The 16,795-nt window shown below is 47.8% G+C and carries 13 protein-coding genes; 5 read left to right on the top strand and 8 right to left on the bottom strand.

Annotated elements, in window-relative coordinates:
- Positions 1-59 precede the first annotated feature (59 nt).
- The 4 genes from MIC7113_RS22435 to MIC7113_RS22420 all read left to right on the top strand — a co-directional run bounded on the left by MIC7113_RS22435 (position 60) and on the right by MIC7113_RS22420 (position 6,336).
- The gene (locus MIC7113_RS22435) at positions 60-2,792 is read left to right on the top strand and encodes an AMIN domain-containing protein (RefSeq protein WP_015184474.1); all 2,733 of its coding nucleotides are present in this window, start codon (positions 60-62) and stop codon (positions 2,790-2,792) included.
- A 484-nt stretch (positions 2,793-3,276) separates the two neighbouring features.
- Positions 3,277-3,561: an HU family DNA-binding protein gene (locus tag MIC7113_RS22430; RefSeq protein ID WP_015184473.1), complete on the top strand. Its 285-nt coding sequence runs from the start codon at positions 3,277-3,279 to the stop codon at positions 3,559-3,561.
- A gap of 28 nt (positions 3,562-3,589) precedes the next feature.
- Entirely contained in the window at positions 3,590-4,666 is a 1,077-nt protein-coding gene (gene cobD / locus MIC7113_RS22425; protein ID WP_015184472.1) for a threonine-phosphate decarboxylase CobD, read from the top strand.
- 122 nt (positions 4,667-4,788) lie between these two features.
- The gene (locus tag MIC7113_RS22420) at positions 4,789-6,336 is read left to right on the top strand and encodes a dihydrolipoyl dehydrogenase family protein (RefSeq protein WP_015184471.1); all 1,548 of its coding nucleotides are present in this window, start codon (positions 4,789-4,791) and stop codon (positions 6,334-6,336) included.
- On the opposite strand, the gene MIC7113_RS22415 is transcribed toward MIC7113_RS22420, so the two are convergent.
- Together MIC7113_RS22415 and MIC7113_RS22410 are read right to left on the bottom strand one after the other, a co-directional pair.
- Positions 6,308-8,677: a tetratricopeptide repeat protein gene (locus tag MIC7113_RS22415; RefSeq protein WP_015184470.1), complete on the bottom strand. Its 2,370-nt coding sequence runs from the start codon at positions 8,675-8,677 to the stop codon at positions 6,308-6,310. The two genes, MIC7113_RS22420 and MIC7113_RS22415, sit on opposite strands and share 29 nt — an antisense overlap.
- Before the next feature lie 45 nt (positions 8,678-8,722).
- Positions 8,723-9,688, bottom strand: a complete 966-nt coding sequence (locus MIC7113_RS22410; protein ID WP_015184469.1) for a TIGR03885 family FMN-dependent LLM class oxidoreductase — start codon at positions 9,686-9,688, stop codon at positions 8,723-8,725.
- Between the two features lie 83 nt (positions 9,689-9,771).
- On the opposite strand from MIC7113_RS22410, the gene MIC7113_RS22405 reads away from it, so the two are divergent.
- Positions 9,772-10,131, top strand: a complete 360-nt coding sequence (locus MIC7113_RS22405; protein ID WP_015184468.1) for a hypothetical protein — start codon at positions 9,772-9,774, stop codon at positions 10,129-10,131.
- A 150-nt stretch (positions 10,132-10,281) separates the two neighbouring features.
- Here the strand turns inward: MIC7113_RS22405 and MIC7113_RS22400 are convergent, their stop codons facing one another.
- The 6 genes from MIC7113_RS22400 to MIC7113_RS22375 form a co-directional block, all read right to left on the bottom strand.
- A complete protein-coding gene (locus tag MIC7113_RS22400; protein ID WP_015184466.1) occupies positions 10,282-11,916 on the bottom strand; it encodes an alpha-amylase family protein in 1,635 nt (544 codons plus the stop codon).
- 64 nt (positions 11,917-11,980) lie between these two features.
- Positions 11,981-12,361 (bottom strand): sensory rhodopsin transducer, encoded by a 381-nt coding sequence (locus MIC7113_RS22395; RefSeq protein WP_015184465.1) that lies wholly within the window; start codon positions 12,359-12,361, stop codon positions 11,981-11,983.
- A gap of 92 nt (positions 12,362-12,453) precedes the next feature.
- Positions 12,454-13,317, bottom strand: a complete 864-nt coding sequence (locus MIC7113_RS22390) for an HAD family hydrolase (RefSeq protein ID WP_015184464.1) — start codon at positions 13,315-13,317, stop codon at positions 12,454-12,456.
- Positions 13,318-13,395: 78 nt separating this feature from the next.
- Positions 13,396-13,671 (bottom strand): hypothetical protein, encoded by a 276-nt coding sequence (locus MIC7113_RS22385; RefSeq protein WP_015184463.1) that lies wholly within the window; start codon positions 13,669-13,671, stop codon positions 13,396-13,398.
- Between the two features lie 173 nt (positions 13,672-13,844).
- Positions 13,845-15,257: an Nramp family divalent metal transporter gene (locus MIC7113_RS22380; protein ID WP_015184462.1), complete on the bottom strand. Its 1,413-nt coding sequence runs from the start codon at positions 15,255-15,257 to the stop codon at positions 13,845-13,847.
- A 7-nt stretch (positions 15,258-15,264) separates the two neighbouring features.
- Positions 15,265-16,365, bottom strand: a complete 1,101-nt coding sequence (locus MIC7113_RS22375; protein ID WP_226883504.1) for an AI-2E family transporter — start codon at positions 16,363-16,365, stop codon at positions 15,265-15,267.
- Positions 16,366-16,795: the final 430 nt, after the last annotated feature.

Genomic DNA, 16,795 nt, shown 5'->3' with positions numbered 1-16,795 from the left:
TACAAGTTAATTGCTATCAAGCTATTCGCAGAATAGCTCTTATAGGTGAGGAGTGAACCGTGAGACAGGCTCAAGCATTGAGTGGAATTGTGATTGGAGGAGCAGTAGCGCTGTTAGCAACACAGCCCTCTTTAGCAGTAACGACGCAGGTGACAGCTGTGCGACTCGAAAACAGTGGAGGTGAACTTCAACTTACTCTGGAGACAAAAGCAGGCGCTCAGCGTCCGCAGGTTTTCACGGTGAGCCGTGGTAATGATTTAGTGGCTGATTTAGTGAATACTCAGCTAAGTTTGAACAAAGGCGACAGCTTCAGCCAAGCCGATCCAATGCCCGGTATTAGCTCTGTTGTCGTGAGCCAGCCAGATGCTAACAGCGTTAGAGTTACTGTCAGCGGTACAAGCAACCCTCCCACGAGTCAAGTTCTTCAAAGTAATCAGGACTTAATCACGTTAGGGATTAGCACACAAGCCACGCCTCAGGCAGAAGATTCTAATCCTGTCACCTCGTCACCCAATGATAATGATCCTGTCTTACCTGGGACCTTAGATCTTCCATCCCTACAGGCGGCAAAGGCAGAGGCGAGTCCCGCCACAATTCCAACTCCTGTCAGCCAAACGCCGATATCTCAACCTCTTGAAGAAGCGCCAAATCAAGCCGCGCCAACTTCTGTTGCCCAGAAATCAATCGCTCGGCCGGTTGAGCAAGCGCCGACTCCCGCCACTCCAACTTCTATTGCTCAGACGACAGTACCTCAACCTGTTGTCCCGGTGCAAGCCCCAGTGGCTCCTGCACCAGCGCCACAAGCTCCAGTGCAGGCTCCCGCACCAGACGTACTGGTTCCCAACCCGCAAATAACGATTGATGGCTTTCCGGTTCAACCCGCAGGACCAGCCGGTACAGTACAACCCGTTGCCCCAGCGCCTCCACTTTTACCCAGAGCAATCGCACCACCCGTCGGTGATATTGCGATCTCGAATATTAGTGCGGCCGCTAGTGTGATTGACTTGGGGACAGGGGTACGTGTTCCCCGCCTGGTTTTACGAGAAGCTCCCGTTCGAGAAGTTTTGGCGCTCCTAGCTCGCTCGGCTGGCCTAAACCTTGCTTTTACTGATGGAGGGGGGACACCTCAATCGGGCGCTCCAGGTGGAGCCGCAGGCGGTGCACAGCAGACCATTTCTTTGGATCTGGAAAACGAACCGGTTCAAGATGTATTTAACTACGTCCTCCAGCTTTCGGGTCTCCAGGCAAACCGAGTCGGACGCACAATTTTTGTCGGTTCCAGACTACCCGATACGGCTCGCAATCTCGTCGCTCGTACCTTACGCCTCAATCAAGTCCCCGTTGGGCAGGCTGTGGGCTTTCTGATTTCTCAGGGGGCAGAGCAACAGCAAATTACAACCCAGACAACTCTAACCGTTGTTGGGGAAGGAGCAGCCGCTCAAAGAATTCAAAACACTCAGACGCAGGTCAGTAAAATCACTCCCCAAGAAACTGCCGCAGCCGGAGGGCCGGGAGGAGCAGGAGGAGCTGGACTGACAGGCCCCTTGGTACTACGAGGGCTAGCTGTGTCCCCTGATGAGCGTCTCGGAGCCATCACCTTGATTGGGGAACCGCGCAAAGTAGAAATCGCCACAGCCTTATTGACGCAGTTGGATCTGCGGCGTCGTCAAGTCGCGGTAAACGTCAAAATTGTGGACGTTAACCTCTCCGGAACCGATGTTTTTAACGCTAGCTTCTCCTTTGGGATTGGCGATAGCTTCTTTGTCAATGATGGGGGAGCGGCTTCCTTCAATTACGGTGGCATTAGACCACCGACTCAAGGACAGTTGTCTGGCAGTATTACCACTCCCCCCGTCATCAATAATCCTTTTGCCGGCAGTAGTGTTTTCCTAGATCCAAACTCTACTGTCACTCTTCCGAATGCATCTCGAACCGTAATTCTTAATCAACCCGGTCAGAACCCTGTTCAAATTGTCCAACAAGATGCAACTGTGATTGGAGGAGTAGGTTCCGTCACGCTAACTGATCCACTCCGACCAGGAATTACCGGTATTACACTCCCTACAGATACGATCATCACGTTTAACGCGGATGGTACGAGTACGGCAACAGCGGGTCAGACGGGTTCAATTACGACTGCTCTCCCCTCCCTGTTCCAATTCCCCAAACGGTTGTTATCAGCCTTACAGGCTCAGGTTACGAGTGGTAACGCCAAGATTCTGACTGACCCGACGCTCGTCGTCCAAGAGGGTCAGACAGCAACAGTTAACCTGACACAGGAGGTGTTTGGTGGATTCCGGTTACAGACCCAAACCGACCCCACGACCAACTTAACCACTCAGGTACAGGAACCCATCATTAAGAGGGCGGGCTTAATCCTACCGATTAATGTCCAAAAGATTGACGATAACGGCTTTATCACGCTAACTGTTAATCCAGTTGTGTCTGCGATCGGGGGTTCTCAAAGCACGCCGCAAGGCCAAATCACCTTGGTACAAGAGCGGCAACTGCAATCGGGTCAAATTCGCCTGCGAGACGGTCAAACACTCATCCTAAGTGGCATCATTCAGGAGTCAGACCGAACGGAAGTCAGAAAGGTGCCGATTTTAGGCGATATTCCGATTCTGGGTGCTTTGTTTAGAAGCACCAGCCGGGTAAATCAGCGGCAAGAGGTGATTGTTTTGCTCACACCGCAAATTATTGATGACGCGCAAGGCTCGTCGTTTGGCTATAGTTACACACCAGGTCGGGAGACACGTCAACTTCTGCAACGGCAAGGTGTTTCCCCTTAAGCCAACTCATAAATCACTCAGCGCCGTCTTAAACGACGGCGTGGACTGGGAAAGCTAAGTTAATCGTTGCTCAGTCCTACACTGGCAGACTTGAAACTCCCATAGCTAAAAGGGAGTTGATTTTTGGCTGGATTTCTTGTAATGATTCAACAGGCTCTGGTAGCGTTCTGCTCCGGTTCGTTTGGGTGATGGTTCAGGTGTTCCCAACCCTTAACTGAGGGGAAAAACCCCAAAAGAATAAGTATAAATTCCTAATTTCTCGGCTTAAATGGCTCAAAAATCCTGAAATCCACATAACTTAAAGCTTTCACCGATCCATATCTGCGGTAGAGACCTTAGAATAATGCAGTGAAACTTCGAGCCTGCGGGAGTTGCAGCGATTTCGAGTTGAAAAGCCCCGCAATTAGGGTCACGTATCTAGATCTCGAAGCTGAGATTTAGCGTAATAGTTGACCTGTGATGCAAATACAGAAGGAGAATCCGAATGAACAAAGGTGAATTAGTTGATAAGGTAGCGGAAAACGCAAAAGTGACCAAAAAGCAAGCCGATGCAGTCCTCTCGGCGGCACTGGAAGCGATTATGGAAGCCGTTTCCGAAGGTGACAAAGTCACTTTGGTGGGCTTTGGTTCTTTCGAGTCCCGAGAGCGCAAAGCCCGTGAGGGTCGCAATCCAAAAACCGGGGATAAAATGGAAATCCCGGCAACTAAAGTTCCTGCGTTTTCGGCTGGGAAACTGTTTAAGGAGAAAGTTGCACCCAGCGATAAGTAACGGCTGATGACATAAACGGAACGTATCTTTGAGACGACCGACTCACGGGGGAAATTTAGCCTGGGCAGCGGCACTGGCAGGCTGTTCCCCTTCTTTGATTCTTGATTTTTCGGCGAGTATCAACCCACTGGGACCGCCAAAAAGTGCTCTTGCGGCAATCGAGCAAGCCCTAGCAGACCTAACGGCCTATCCTGACCCTGATTATGCTCAACTGCGGGCGTCTCTGAGTCAGTTTCACCCAACTCTGACGCCTGACTGGATTTTGCCCGGTAACGGCTCCGCTGAGCTTCTGACTTGGGCTGCCAGGGAGCTATCTGAACTGGAGGGGACTTGCCTACTCACTCCAGCATTCAGCGATTACCAACGCGCCCTTGAGGCATTTGGGGCTAAGGTCAGGAAATACCCAATCGATTTGAGTGGTGAGGTTTTAGAGCGACCCTTACCCATCCCAAATCTCAAACCCGAAATTCAAAATCGATCGGGTCTGTTGCTGAATAACCCGCACAATCCCAGTGGGCAGTTATTTAATCGAGAGGCAATCTTACCTCTAATTTCGCAATTTGCTCTGGTTGTGGTAGATGAAGCCTTTATGGACTTTCTGCCTCCCAACCAGCAGCCAAGTCTAATCTCAGTGGTGCAGGACTATCCCAATTTGGTGATTTTGCGATCGCTCACCAAGTTTTACAGCCTCCCTGGATTACGCGTCGGCTATTGTATCGCTCACCCTGACCGACTGCGGCGCTGGCAGGAGTGGCGTGACCCCTGGCCTGTAAATATCTTAGCGGCTGCCGCAGCGACGGCTGTAGTAGCCGATACCCAATTTCAACAACAAACCTGGGACTGGCTCCCTAAAGCGCGATCGCAACTGTTTCAGGGTTTAGCATTATTACCAGGGTTGCAACCCTACCCCAGCGCCGCTAACTTTTTACTGGTGCAATCTGAACAACCCAGTTCACAGCTACTCTTAAAACTGCTCAAACACAGCCGGATTTTAATCCGCGACTGCCTGAGCTTTCCGGAATTAGGCGATCGCTTTTTCCGAGTTGCCGTCCGCACAGAAGCGGAAAACCAGCGCTTACTAGAGGGTCTAGAGGCTATCCTTTAAACACAGGAGTTGCAGAATGAAATTTCATTCTGAACTCCTTTCCTTGTGAATTTCCTTGAATATAGCCCCATGGCTGATCACAATGAAACCGTAGCAATCAACCCTCGAAAATCTAAAATCGAATGACCGTCGAATACGACCTCATCGTCATTGGTGGCAGCCCTGTCGGTGCTTATGCCGCCGTTGCTGCTGCCCGTTTAAATGCTCGTGTTGCCCTCATCGAGCCTCTGCGGCTACAGGCTAACAGTCTAGATGATGGAGCTATCTACACTCAAGCGTTGGCTCAGGTTGGGCATGTCCTCCAGCAGCTACGTGACGCCCCCCTATTGGGTATCCATTGTTCAACCACTGATTCAACAGAACAACAGCAAGTTCCATCTATCCAATTGGCTGAAGCGATGCAGTGGGCGCATTTAGTCGTTGATACCTGCTCCCAACAGAATTCTCCTGCTATCTTAGGCTCGTTAGGCGTTGATGTAATCACTGGTAAGGGTGAATTTTGCCGACGCCCTCACCTTGGCTTTGTCGTCAACAATCGACGCCTGCGGGCGCGTGCCTATCTCATCGCGACGGGTTCTCGCTTGGAGATTCCTAATATTGATGAGTTGCAGACGATTAGCTATTTCACCCCAGCAGATATTTGGCAAGAAAAGTTGCAGGCTGACAAGTTACAGATTGAAAGTTTAGAAAACAACCTTCAACCTTCAACCCGACTCTTGCAGGGAAGCTGGTTAATCATCGGTGGTACTCCCATGGGTACTGAACTTGCTCAGACGTTAGCGCGGCTCAACTGTGAGGTTACTCTCATTACTAGTACCTCTCAAATTTTGCCCCAAGAAGACTCAGAGGCGTCTCACCTCGTGCAAGCTCAGTTAGAGGCTGAGGGAATTCGCGTTCTCACCGAGAGTCCAGTAACCCAGGTAAGGCGTATTGAGGATAAAATTTGGGTTCAAGCCGGAAATCAAGCCATTGAAACGGATAAAATTTTGCTGGCTATGGGTCAACAGCCGAATGTCGAAGGCTTAAATTTAGAAGCTGTTGGAATTAAATACACTCGACAAGGGCTGAAACTGAACGAGAAACTACAAACCACCAATCCTCGTATCTATGCTTGTGGGGATGTGGCTGGGGGTTATCCATTCACTCATATTGCTCAGTATGAAGCCAGTATTGCTCTGAACAATGCTTTATTTGCGCCCTTATTTAAAGTTGATTATGGCTCAATTCCTTGGGCCATTTTGTGTGCTCCTCAATTAGCACGAGTGGGTTTGACGGAAGCGCAAGCCAGACGGCGCTATGGTAAGGATGTGTTTGTGGTGCGGCAATATTTCAAAACGCTGGATAAAGCACAGATATTAGGGCAAACAACTGGTTTTTGTAAAATCATTGGGCGTCATAGTGGGGAAATTTTAGGTGCATCCATTGTTGGTTCAGAGGCAAGTGAGTTAATTGGTGCGATCGCGCTTGCAATTCGCCAGAAGATTAAGATCAAAGCCAGTCCCTTTGGTCTAACTTCACTACATACTGACTTCCCTCATATTTCCCCAACGTTGTCAGAAATTTTTCATAAAACGGCTCTGGAGTGGCAACAACAACGCCTCAGACAAAACTCTATCCTACAAAATGTTCTAGAAGGGTTTTTTAATCTGCGCCGCTATTGGTCTTCTTGAGACTATCACTTTTACCAAGCTGCGATAAAACTACTCTTTGATAGAAATCTTCTAATGCAGTAACACAAGTTTTATCATTGTATAACCAATGATGACGTTCATAGATTTTTTGCACAATTTCCTGTCGCCAGTTTGTATCTATCCCTAAGCGTACAGCAATCTCAACATACTCAATTTCATCTTGAGCAATTGTTTCTGTAATTCCCATTCTTTTTAAAATTCCGTAAGAGTGACGACTACGCATAAACTCTCCCGGACAAGTCACAATGGGTAAACCACAAGCAATCGCTTCCAAGGTTGTATTTCCCCCTGACCAAGAGAAGGTATCAAGGAAAACATTGGACACTAAATTAAGATTGAAGTAATCCACTCGTTCTAGTCTGGGTAGAATCACACAATAGTCTTTATAGTTTAATTTTAAGTTAGCAAACGCACGACTGAGACGGGTTATAAATTGGGCAGTTACAACAGGGACAGGATGAGAAACGAAAGCAAATTGAGCTTGAGGTACACGTTGAGCAATTTTGGGAAAAATGGTATCAAATTGAGGAAGATATTTAAATAAAGATTGACAACAAAGATAAATAATAGTATCCTCGCGTAAATTCAATTCCGAACGACTTTTAGTCAGTTCAGAAACAACAGGCTTTTGATAACAAATGCCAATATTAGGTAAACGAACTAACTTTTCCCAATAGTGAGATTGAGCGTTTTGAGGTTCCATTAAATCACTCGATAAAAAGTAATCAATGGTTGGTAATCCCGAAGTGACTGGATGTCCCCAAGTCATACATTGGATGGGAGCAAGGCGTAATCCTGCGATGTAAGTCGTTAGCGAATCCATACCAATGTCTGTGAAAACTAGGATATGTAGCTTATCCGCTATTACCTGCTCACAAATGCTATTTAAATCACCATAAATGTGATAATACTTATCACTATTAGAATAAATTTCTGCCGTAGTTAAATCGGCTTTAGAGCCAATGTAGTAACTATAAATTTCCAATTTTTCTTTATCACAGTTTTTCAGCCAACCTAAAGTTAAAGACGCGACCGTATGTGTTCTGAAATAAGCGGAGAGATAACCGACGCGAATCTTTCTTTGATGGCTGAGCTGAGGCATGGACATAGGTTTCGTCCATTGAGGGTAGATAGTTGCCATCACCCGATGAACTAATGTTCCATACTTTCGTTGTATTCCTCGATCATTAAAACCCTGATAACTTAACAAGAAGGTAGTGGCAGATGCTGTTAATCCAGCCAAAATCTGCCTGATTCCTTCATTACTATTGAAGTCACTTTGTTGAATTAAGTGATTGAGTCCCCGACAGAAGCGCTGACGCCAGTGTTGAATCTGTTCCTGAGTATCATAAAGGATAGGTAAGAGGAGGTGACTTTGCCAATAAGCTTCAACAAAATTGGAGTTTAGATGTAAGGCTTTTTGGAAGGAAGTGATGGCTTCTTCCAGTTGATTCTGGCTGGCTAAAGCTAATGCCAGTTTTTGGTAGACTTCCGGATGTTCGGGGTTCAGAATTAAAGCTTGCTGGAAACAATGTGTAGCTTTTTCAAAGCGACTCAAATGCATGAGCGCCCAGCCTAATTTAAGGTAAGTATCGAGAACATTTGGCTCTAAAGTCAGCGCCTGTTGATAGCAGATAATCGCCTCTTCATACTTACCTAAAGAGTGTAGAGATGTACCTAACTGAAGATGGGCATCTATATAATTAGGGTTGAGAGCGAGCGCCCATTGATATTGAATCATCGCAGCATCCAGTTGGTTTTGCTGCTTCAAGAGATTGCCGAGGTTGTAGAAGATTTCGGGAACATCTGGTTTAATCGCGATCGCCTGCTGATAATGAGTGATAGCCGCCTCAATTTGGCCCTGATGTTGAAGAATATGAGCTAAGTTAGCGTGAGCCTCAGCCTGGTTAGGATTGAGAGCGATCGCCTGTTGATAGTGTTCAATAGCCGCAGGCAGATTTCCTTGTTGATGGAAAGCATAGCCCAGGTTGTAATGAGCTTCGGTATAATCTGGCTGGAGTTTGATCGCGTGTTGGTAGAAAGCGATCGCTTCTGCAAGCTGACCTTTTGACTGTAGAGCCGAACCTAGGCGATAGTAAGCTTCGGCATAGTCTGGCAGGAGCGCAATTAACTTTTGATAATAGGCGATCGCTTCTTCCAGTTTGCCGACTTGGTGAGCCATCCTACCGAGGAGATCCAACGCTTCTGTAGAATTAGGCTGCTGCTGAAGAATTTGCTGGCAGATCCATTCAGCGTGAGATAAGTTACCCGTCTGGTAAAACTGGAAGGCGCTGACGATGGCCTCAGAGATATTAATCATTCATTCACAAGGCGGCTCATCCTAACATTTTCTCACCCACTCGACTCAGCCCTTTGCGATCGCTGGCAGCACTTTCTCCCCAAAAACCTCGATGAACTGCTCCTGCTCTAAGTTCACATTATGCAAGACAAGTTCACTAAATCCGAGTTCTAAATCCTTCTGTAACCACTCAATGTGCTGCTGGGGTTCAGCAGAAATCCGCACGCAGCGATCCATGTCCTCCGGTCTGACAAACTGTGCGGCGGCATCAAATTGCTTAGGCGTCCACAGTTCCGCTAGGGCAACGCTCCTAAAAATGTTGGTACGCCACTGCTCGTAGGCTCCAAGTCGTGCCTCTGTCTCATCTTTGGCGTAGGAGAGTTGCACCTTAAGATACATCGGCTTACCCTCTCCCCCACCTCGATAAAACGCTTCTACCACCTTCTTGAGTTCTTCAGGAGGGCGGGAGGTTGTGTAGAGTCCATCTGCCCAAGAGCCTAACCACTCGGCTGTTTCAGCCGTAACAGCCGCTCCAATTACTGGCAGGGGAATCTCAGGTCGAGTGTAGAGCTTTGCCTCCTCAACCCGCACCCGCCCGTAGTGGGTTACCGTTTCTCCCGCCCACAAGGCACGGATAATATCTACACATTCCTTGAGGCGAGCATTCCGTTCGGATTTGGGAGGCCAGTGTTCTCCAGTAATTCGCTCATTAAGCGCTTCGCCACTTGCCAGCGACACCCACAAGCGATCGGGAAACATTTCCGCCAGCGTTGCCGCCGCCTGAGCAACAATGGCAGGGTGATACCGTTGCCCCGGAGCGCAAATGACGCCGAAGGGAAGAGATGTTGCCTGCATGGCTGCGCCTAACCATGCCCAAGAGAAGCCGCTTTCCCCTTGGCGATCGCTCCAGGGATGGAAGTGGTCAGAAGATGAGCCAGCCGTGAATCCAGCACGCTGGGCCATTTGAACGTATTTTAAAAGAGCGCTCGGCTTGAACTGTTCGTGGGAAGCGTGATAAGCAATCTTTACCATGATGATTCCTTGATGTGTGATGTCATACTAATTAATGAGGCTTAACGTATCTAAACAATTGGTTGATAGCGGGAGTAAGGGTCGTGTTCAAGAAACTGCGAGGTAGCTTTCTGTTAGGGATTGGCTATATGCTCTCTCCCCTCTCGTGGTGGAACGACTTGTTCTTTAATCTGCCGATTGCCCTACTGTTTGGCTATCTCGTCAGTTGGATGAATCCCGACTGGTTTTTGCCATTTACGATTGTTGGCTATTGGCTCTCCAATGTATTAGGGATTTTGATGATGCAGATGGGAGCGATGGATATGTTTCTGGGACAAGAGCAGCGAAACCCGAAACGGGATTTATGGATTGGCTTGGGTGGCTCAACGCTTTACACTTTGGTCGTGGCAGCTCTTGCTTACTTTCATCTACTGGAATTGCCTACTTTTCTGACAAATCCCTAGACCTCCTGCACGAATCAAAATATGACCCCCCTCTATCCCCCCTTGGCAAGGGGGGAAGTTAAGAAAAATCTTGCTCCCTCCCCTTGATAAGGGGAGGGTTGGGGAGGGGTGTAAGGTATTCATGTAGGAAATCTCCTGATTTTGAATGGTTTAAAGCACACTATCGGAGCGGAACCAGCGATACCCGTATGCGTCCACTTCGATAGAACTTGAATTGCCGTCAAAGGGTTCGTACTGCCGATTTGCAAACAGCTCCATTAGGTGCTTTGGCTTGAAGTCCTTCAATTTAAGGGTGACCGTACAAGGTTGCTTTGCCAGATTATGCACGGTCAGTACAGTGTTACCCTCCCACTCGCAACAGTGGGCAAATACACTTGGCTCATCCGTTTCCAAAATGCACCACTTCCCCCGACCCAACTCTGGGCATTGCTGGCGTATGCGAATCACCCGCTCCATCCAGTTGAGCAATGAGTTCGGGTCACGCTGCTCGGTAGTGGCATTGACCTGCTGATAGCCGTACTCCCCTTCTGAAATCACGGGTCGTGTGAGTGCATCTTGAGGCGCTGTGGAGAAGCCTCCATTTTGAGTGTTTGACCATTGCATAGGCGTGCGGACGCTGGTACGACCTTCAAGCGATAAATCATCGCCCATACCAATCTCATCGCCATAGCGCAGCAGGGGTGTACCGGGCAAGCTAAATAGCAGGCTATACGCCAACTCTAGGCGATGGCGATCGCCTCCGAGCATGGGTGCCAGACGACGGCGGATGCCATGCCCGTAAATTTGCATCGTCTCATCGGGTGCAAAAGCGGCGAAAATCTCTTGCTGTTCGTCCTTGGTGAGGCCATCAAGGGTAAGTTCATCGTGGTGACGCAGAAAGTTCACCCACTGTCCTGTATGTGGGGTATCGGGCAGTGTTTTCAATCCCTCAATGATGGGGGCTGCCTGCTCCCTAGCCAACGCGAGGAAGATATACTGGTTCAACAAAAAGTTGAATAGCATATTCATCCTGTCCCCATCTCCAAAGTAAAGGGGGATTTGGTCAGGCGAGACGTTCGCCTCTGCTAGCAACACGCCATCGCCACGTCGTTCCGAAACAAATTCTCGCATGTCAGACAGAAGGTTGTGGAGTTCCTCACGTTTGGCATTCTCCATACCCAGTGGCTCGATTAGGAATGGGGCAGCGTCTATGCGAAAGCCGGATACGCCAAGTTCCAGCCAGAAACCCATAATCTTGCGAATCTCCTCACGCACCTCTGGATTGGCAGTATTTAAGTCTGGCTGTTCCTTATAGAATCGGTGCAAATAGTATGCGCCAGCTTGTTCATCATATTCCCAGATACTCTCCTGCACACCGGGAAAAGCCACCTTGTCTTGAGCGTCTTTGGGGGGATTATCTGTCCATACGTAGTAGTCGCGATACTTCGAGTTTTTGTCAGAGCGGGCGGACTGGAACCACGGATGTTGATTTGAGGTGTGATTGACCACAAGGTCAATGATCAGACGAATGCCGCGATCGCGAGCCTGATGCATGAACTCCACAAAGTCTCCCAGAGTTCCCAGACGCGGGTCAACGTTGTAATAGTCCATGATGTCGTAGCCGTTGTCTCGGTTTGGGGAGGGGTAGAACGGCAATAGCCACAGGCAGGTAACTCCCAATCCAGCCAGGTGGTTCAGGCGTTTGGTGAGTCCGATAAAGTCACCGATGCCATTGCCGTTGACATCCATAAATGTCTCCACATCTAAGGAGTAGATAATTGCGTCTTTGTACCAGAGATTTTTCATCGGTTAAATTTATTAATGGGAAATTGGTAATGGGAGGTGATTATCTATTATCAAAAACGGGGATTTAATCGTTGCTGCCATAAGCGATGGTGCTGAGTAGTGCATTCTCAGACTGACGGGAATCGAGACGGGTATGCTGCACAACAATTGGCACATCCGACTCAAACACACTGCCATAATCTGTATCGCGAGGAATCGGTTCGGGATCGGTGAGGTCGTTGAAGCGCAGATGAAGAGTGCGCCTGGGTGGAACGGTTACTCGGTAAGGTCCAACAGGTTCTTTGTCGCTAAAGTAGATGGTAATTTCAACATGGGCATCCTGGTCTGAAGTATTGAGCATACAGGCAGTTTCATGACTCGTGAACTGCGGTTCTGGTCCATTACCCCAACTGGGAATGTAACCTTCTGCAATCGCCCATCGTGTTTGTCCAATCGGTTTGTTCATAAGGTATCTCCTTCGGTTTTGAATTTAATTCAATGACAAACTTAGTCATTTTTATGAAGAGACCGGTAAAACGGTCAATCATCCATCGCCAACTATTCACCAACACTGAGTTGCAAGAGGGCGATTTGTTTGCACATACTTTCGACAGCTAGTGTTAGCGATCGCATCAGTTCAGAATCCTCTCTATAGTCAGCCTCCGCTAGATTAGCAACGCGCTGACTGGTACTCAGTTGTACCTCACGGTTCCACTCTTGAACTGTACTCCCTTTATAAACACCAATTGCTACTCCGTTCTCTTCATTCATTAGAGAAAAGCAAGGGATATCCGAGGAGCCATCGCCAACGTAAATCACCTGACGAAGGGGAACGTGCAGTTCTTCCGGGGAGACATCGCGATAGACAAACATCTGTCCATCTTGATTTGTCTTATCGATTCCCTTGGCGAGTTGGAAGAGATAGCGTGTCTTTTCAGTGTGGCTAACTAGTTGTTTCACAAACTCAATTTCACCCTCTTCGTTGTAGCTGAATTCACATCCCCACATGGCTGTAAATTCAGAGGCGATGCAAGTATGGCGAGCGATTTCTACCATGCCGCAGGTAATTAGGTAGAACTCAACCTCGATATCTGGAACTATCGTTTTAGCACTCTGCCGCAGCCTTTTAAACATTTCAGGTACGCCTTCAAAGGGAGCTAATTCCTCACCAAATTTGGTGAGGTACTCTTTGGTAATTTTGTCCTGATCCCGTTGTTTTGATTCCTCAATCAGGCTGTAAAATCTAGCCAGAATTGGTTCCCAACCCTTATCGATTAATGGCTGAACTCGCTCTTTACGAAATGCGTGATGATCAAAGCCGCAGTTTTCAACCAAGTGGTCGAATGTATCCGGTACGAGGGTGTCGTCAAAGTCAAAGGCTAGGGCAATGCGGTTAGAGACTGGTTTGGTCGCTTTGGTCATTGTTATCACCTCACGTATTGATTAATCTTTACTGTAATCTGGCGCAACATTGGGTCATATCTGAGTCTTCATGTTTTGCTAACGGTGACGCTTGCTCTGTACTTTGATCAGTAATCCCACTAAGCCAACAACGATCGCAACCATCAGCAAGAACACCAGATTGAATTCGATGCCAGATCCACTCGCATCATTTTTCCAACGCAAAATCCATAAGTCCTTATTACCCACTGCGAATGATGGTACGCGCAAGATGAGGAAAAGTGCTGGCAATCCCAAATTAATGGCAATTAGCCCTAAGAATGTTCCCGCACTTAGGCTTAACCAGGTTTTTAAGTTTGATTTGGTACTTTTCATCTATCCAAAGCAAAGACAGCAATGAGAGCGCAGGCAAACAGAATCTCTCCAGTATTCCGACGTTGAACGCACCTTACAAACTTGGTAATTCTCTCTTCTAGTGATTGCACTTGTCGGTTCAACCTATTTATCTCCTTTCGGGATATTAGAGTTCTTTGCTGTCGAACGATTGCTCAGCCGCTAGAACCCATCACCCCTAGTAATTGGAGAAGATAGATAATTGCAAAACCAGCGAAAAACAGTCCTGCGATCGCAGTGCCTGCCCAGGTGATTTTTGACGGTTGTAATTTTTCAGGCAGCATTCGATGATTCAGGTAAAGCGTCAGCCCGGTAACAATCGGAATGTGGGCAGCTTCAATGCCTCCAGCTAACTGAAGTAAAGCAATCGGTTGACCAAAAATTAGGTAAATCCCAATCGGTAGAACTGCGAGTAATCCTACGATGTAAGCTTTCCGTAAAAACTTTTCATTTGTCCACCGACCCTGCACGCCAAACCCTTGGCAAAGAATATTTGTCCCATCAGCAAACATCCGTCCAAAGCCATCCTGAACTGACAGCGTGGTGCTACAAAAGGTAATAAAAACAATCGCAATCATAAACCAGAAACCAAAGGGTCCCCAAAGATTGCCAAGCAAACTACCTAACGTTTCCGCCACCTGATTTTCTTTAGGCACTAAACCTTGGGGATGCAGCAATTCTCCACCGAGAATCAGGAACGATAATGCTGCCAAAAGCGCACCGACTACCGCTAAGGTGTTGGATAGGGTCATTAGGGTAGTCCAACCCTTTAAGCGATCGCGTTCTTCTTCGTTAATTTGATGGGGATCGAGGGGTTCTTCTTGCTTAAGCGCCGCCGCACCATACCCTCTCGCTTCCACCCAGTAGGAATACCACATCAACCCTGCTGCCCCTGCCAGCATAAACCCTAGCCAAGGCAAGATTTCCTGATATTGCACATCGGAGGGAATTTGCGGCAATAACCCTGCGCCCAGGTTCTTCAGGTTGGGAAAAACAAAGATGGCAGCAGCGACTACAGCAATTGTGCGGGCAATCCCGACATAGGAGGAAATTTTTTCCACCGTTTTGTATTGTCCCAGGAAAACGATCGCAGCGGTCACAGCAATGATGATTACTGTCCAAAGCTGAACCGTTCCCCCCGTTACTAGAATCAGTGCAGTGGCAGCAGCACCTGAGAGTCCGGCAACCGTTGCGATCGCCACAACCACCTGCGGCACCAAAATCAGCCAGATTGCCCAGTTTTTCGGGCCAGGAAGTCGCCTAAAACCTTCGAGTATCGTTGCCCCCGTACAAACGGAGAAGCGCCCCACCTCGCGGTTGATAAACCATTTGAGAACGACAGCAGCAAGCAGCGCCCACAGGAGAGAATAGCCATAGAGGGCGGCAATTCGAGGCGTAAACAGCAACTCCCCAGAACCAGCGGCAGACAGCATCCACAAAAAGCTAGGTCCCAACCACTTTAAGCGCTTCCACCCCTCCGGTGGCTTGGGTACAGTTTGTTCTTGGTTTTCTTTCGGATTAGTTGTTGTCTTTGAGGTCGATGAATTGCTTTGGTTACTATTACTCATGTTTGTTTTATGACTTACTCTTTTCTACTTCGCCCAGAACAATTGCAATCCCTCGCGTTGAGTCAAACTCCTGACAAAGGAGAATAATTGCTACCGTCATCGGTACGCCCAAAATAGCACCCGGAATGCCCCATACCCATCCCCAAAACACGATGGAAATCAACGCAATAAACGGCGATAGCTGCAATGTTTTCCCTTGGAGGCGAGGATCGACAAAATTACCGATCGCCACCTGGAGCACCGCTAAACCAATTAATGTGGCAATCCCTCGACCGACCCCATTAAAAACAAGAGCCACTAGCGTAGGTGGAATGACGGCAATAATTGACCCTAATGTCGGAATATAGTTGAGAACAAAAGCGATTAACCCCCAAACAAATGCCAAATCAACTCCTAAAATAAAACACAAAATGCTGGTCAATACTCCTGTTAAAAAACTGGTCAGAGTCATGACGAAAAGGTAACGACGTAGCTTTTCACTCATACTACCGACAGCATTAATTAGGCGATCGCTTGTCCGAGAAGGAAATGCTCGCTGCGTTTTTTCTTTGTATTGATTGACTTCTAAGAGCAACAGAACCAGTAACGATACTACCAACACAAACAAACTTAGAGCAGACAGGAGTGATTTAATTCCACCAATTGCCTCCTGAGTGAGTTGATTTGAGTTTTGCCCAGAAGAAAACTGCGAAACTGGAAAACCTCGCGCCTGTGCCCAAGATTGCGCGGATTCTGCCATTTGTTGCAGGCGATTCAGATATTCGGGTGCCTTTGGTTCAATAATTTCAGCACTTATTTCCAATGCTCCCACGGCTAAACCCAACACTCCTGCTAAGAGCAATAGAACCAGAACCAAGCTTAACCAATGAGGTATATAACGATTGAACCAGCGTTGGAGTGGGTATACCAAAACGGCAATAAAAAACGCGAACGCTAAGGGCATGGAAATGGGTTGAGTTGCTCTTAGGGCAGCCACAATCAAGATTGTGGCAATAACTGCCATTAAGGTTTGCGTGGTTCGGTCAGATAGTTGCATGAGCAGGGGAAAGAGAAACGTTTTTACCAGTCGTTGGGAGTTGATTATTACGGCTGGCATTTCAATAGTCATGGGGTACCAGGGAGGTAGCACTATGGCTCCTCCAACCCCCACATTTAGGAAATTGTCCGCCCTCTATCCAAAAGGGCAACCTGCTAACTCTTTTAGGGTATTGAAGAATAGCAATCATCCCTCAAAAGGGGGGTGTTTGTTTGACTATTGCGTTATCTGCCTGATTGCGATTCTCTCCAATTACCCAAACAGCACCGCTAACTTCTGCTATTGCTGGCGTAGCGGTTTTCAGGCAAAATTAAGTTACTAACTCAGCTAGGGATTGACACAAACTTTCAACAAAATCACATATTCTAGTGCAGCGTGGCGAAAATAACCCACCAGTCCAAAAAGGTTAGAAAGCTTAGTGTAAAAGCGTTCTTATCTTCTGCCTTTAGCCTTGTTTCTACTCCTACGGAGAACGCTACGCGAACTGCCTTCTTGCACTAGT

This window comes from Allocoleopsis franciscana PCC 7113 (assembly GCF_000317515.1).
Lineage (GTDB): Bacteria > Cyanobacteriota > Cyanobacteriia > Cyanobacteriales > Coleofasciculaceae > Allocoleopsis > Allocoleopsis franciscana.
Note: the sequence above shows the minus strand (reverse complement) of the source record. Positions and strands in the feature narration are given on the sequence as shown.

Bases quoted from the DNA above. Each gene is read 5' to 3' on its own strand.
- MIC7113_RS22395 (WP_015184465.1), bottom strand. From the start codon at position 12,361: ATGAACAAACCGATTGGACAAACACGATGGGCGATTGCAGAAGGTTAC.
- MIC7113_RS22415 (WP_015184470.1), bottom strand. From the start codon at position 8,677: ATGATTAATATCTCTGAGGCCATCGTCAGCGCCTTCCAGTTTTACCAG.
- MIC7113_RS22410 (WP_015184469.1), bottom strand. From the start codon at position 9,688: ATGGTAAAGATTGCTTATCACGCTTCCCACGAACAGTTCAAGCCGAGC.
- MIC7113_RS22430 (WP_015184473.1), top strand. From the start codon at position 3,277: ATGAACAAAGGTGAATTAGTTGATAAGGTAGCGGAAAACGCAAAAGTG.
- MIC7113_RS22390 (WP_015184464.1), bottom strand. From the start codon at position 13,317: ATGACCAAAGCGACCAAACCAGTCTCTAACCGCATTGCCCTAGCCTTT.
- MIC7113_RS22385 (WP_015184463.1), bottom strand. From the start codon at position 13,671: ATGAAAAGTACCAAATCAAACTTAAAAACCTGGTTAAGCCTAAGTGCG.
- MIC7113_RS22420 (WP_015184471.1), top strand. From the start codon at position 4,789: ATGACCGTCGAATACGACCTCATCGTCATTGGTGGCAGCCCTGTCGGT.
- MIC7113_RS22375 (WP_226883504.1), bottom strand. From the start codon at position 16,365: ATGACTATTGAAATGCCAGCCGTAATAATCAACTCCCAACGACTGGTA.
- MIC7113_RS22400 (WP_015184466.1), bottom strand. From the start codon at position 11,916: ATGAAAAATCTCTGGTACAAAGACGCAATTATCTACTCCTTAGATGTG.
- MIC7113_RS22380 (WP_015184462.1), bottom strand. From the start codon at position 15,257: ATGAGTAATAGTAACCAAAGCAATTCATCGACCTCAAAGACAACAACT.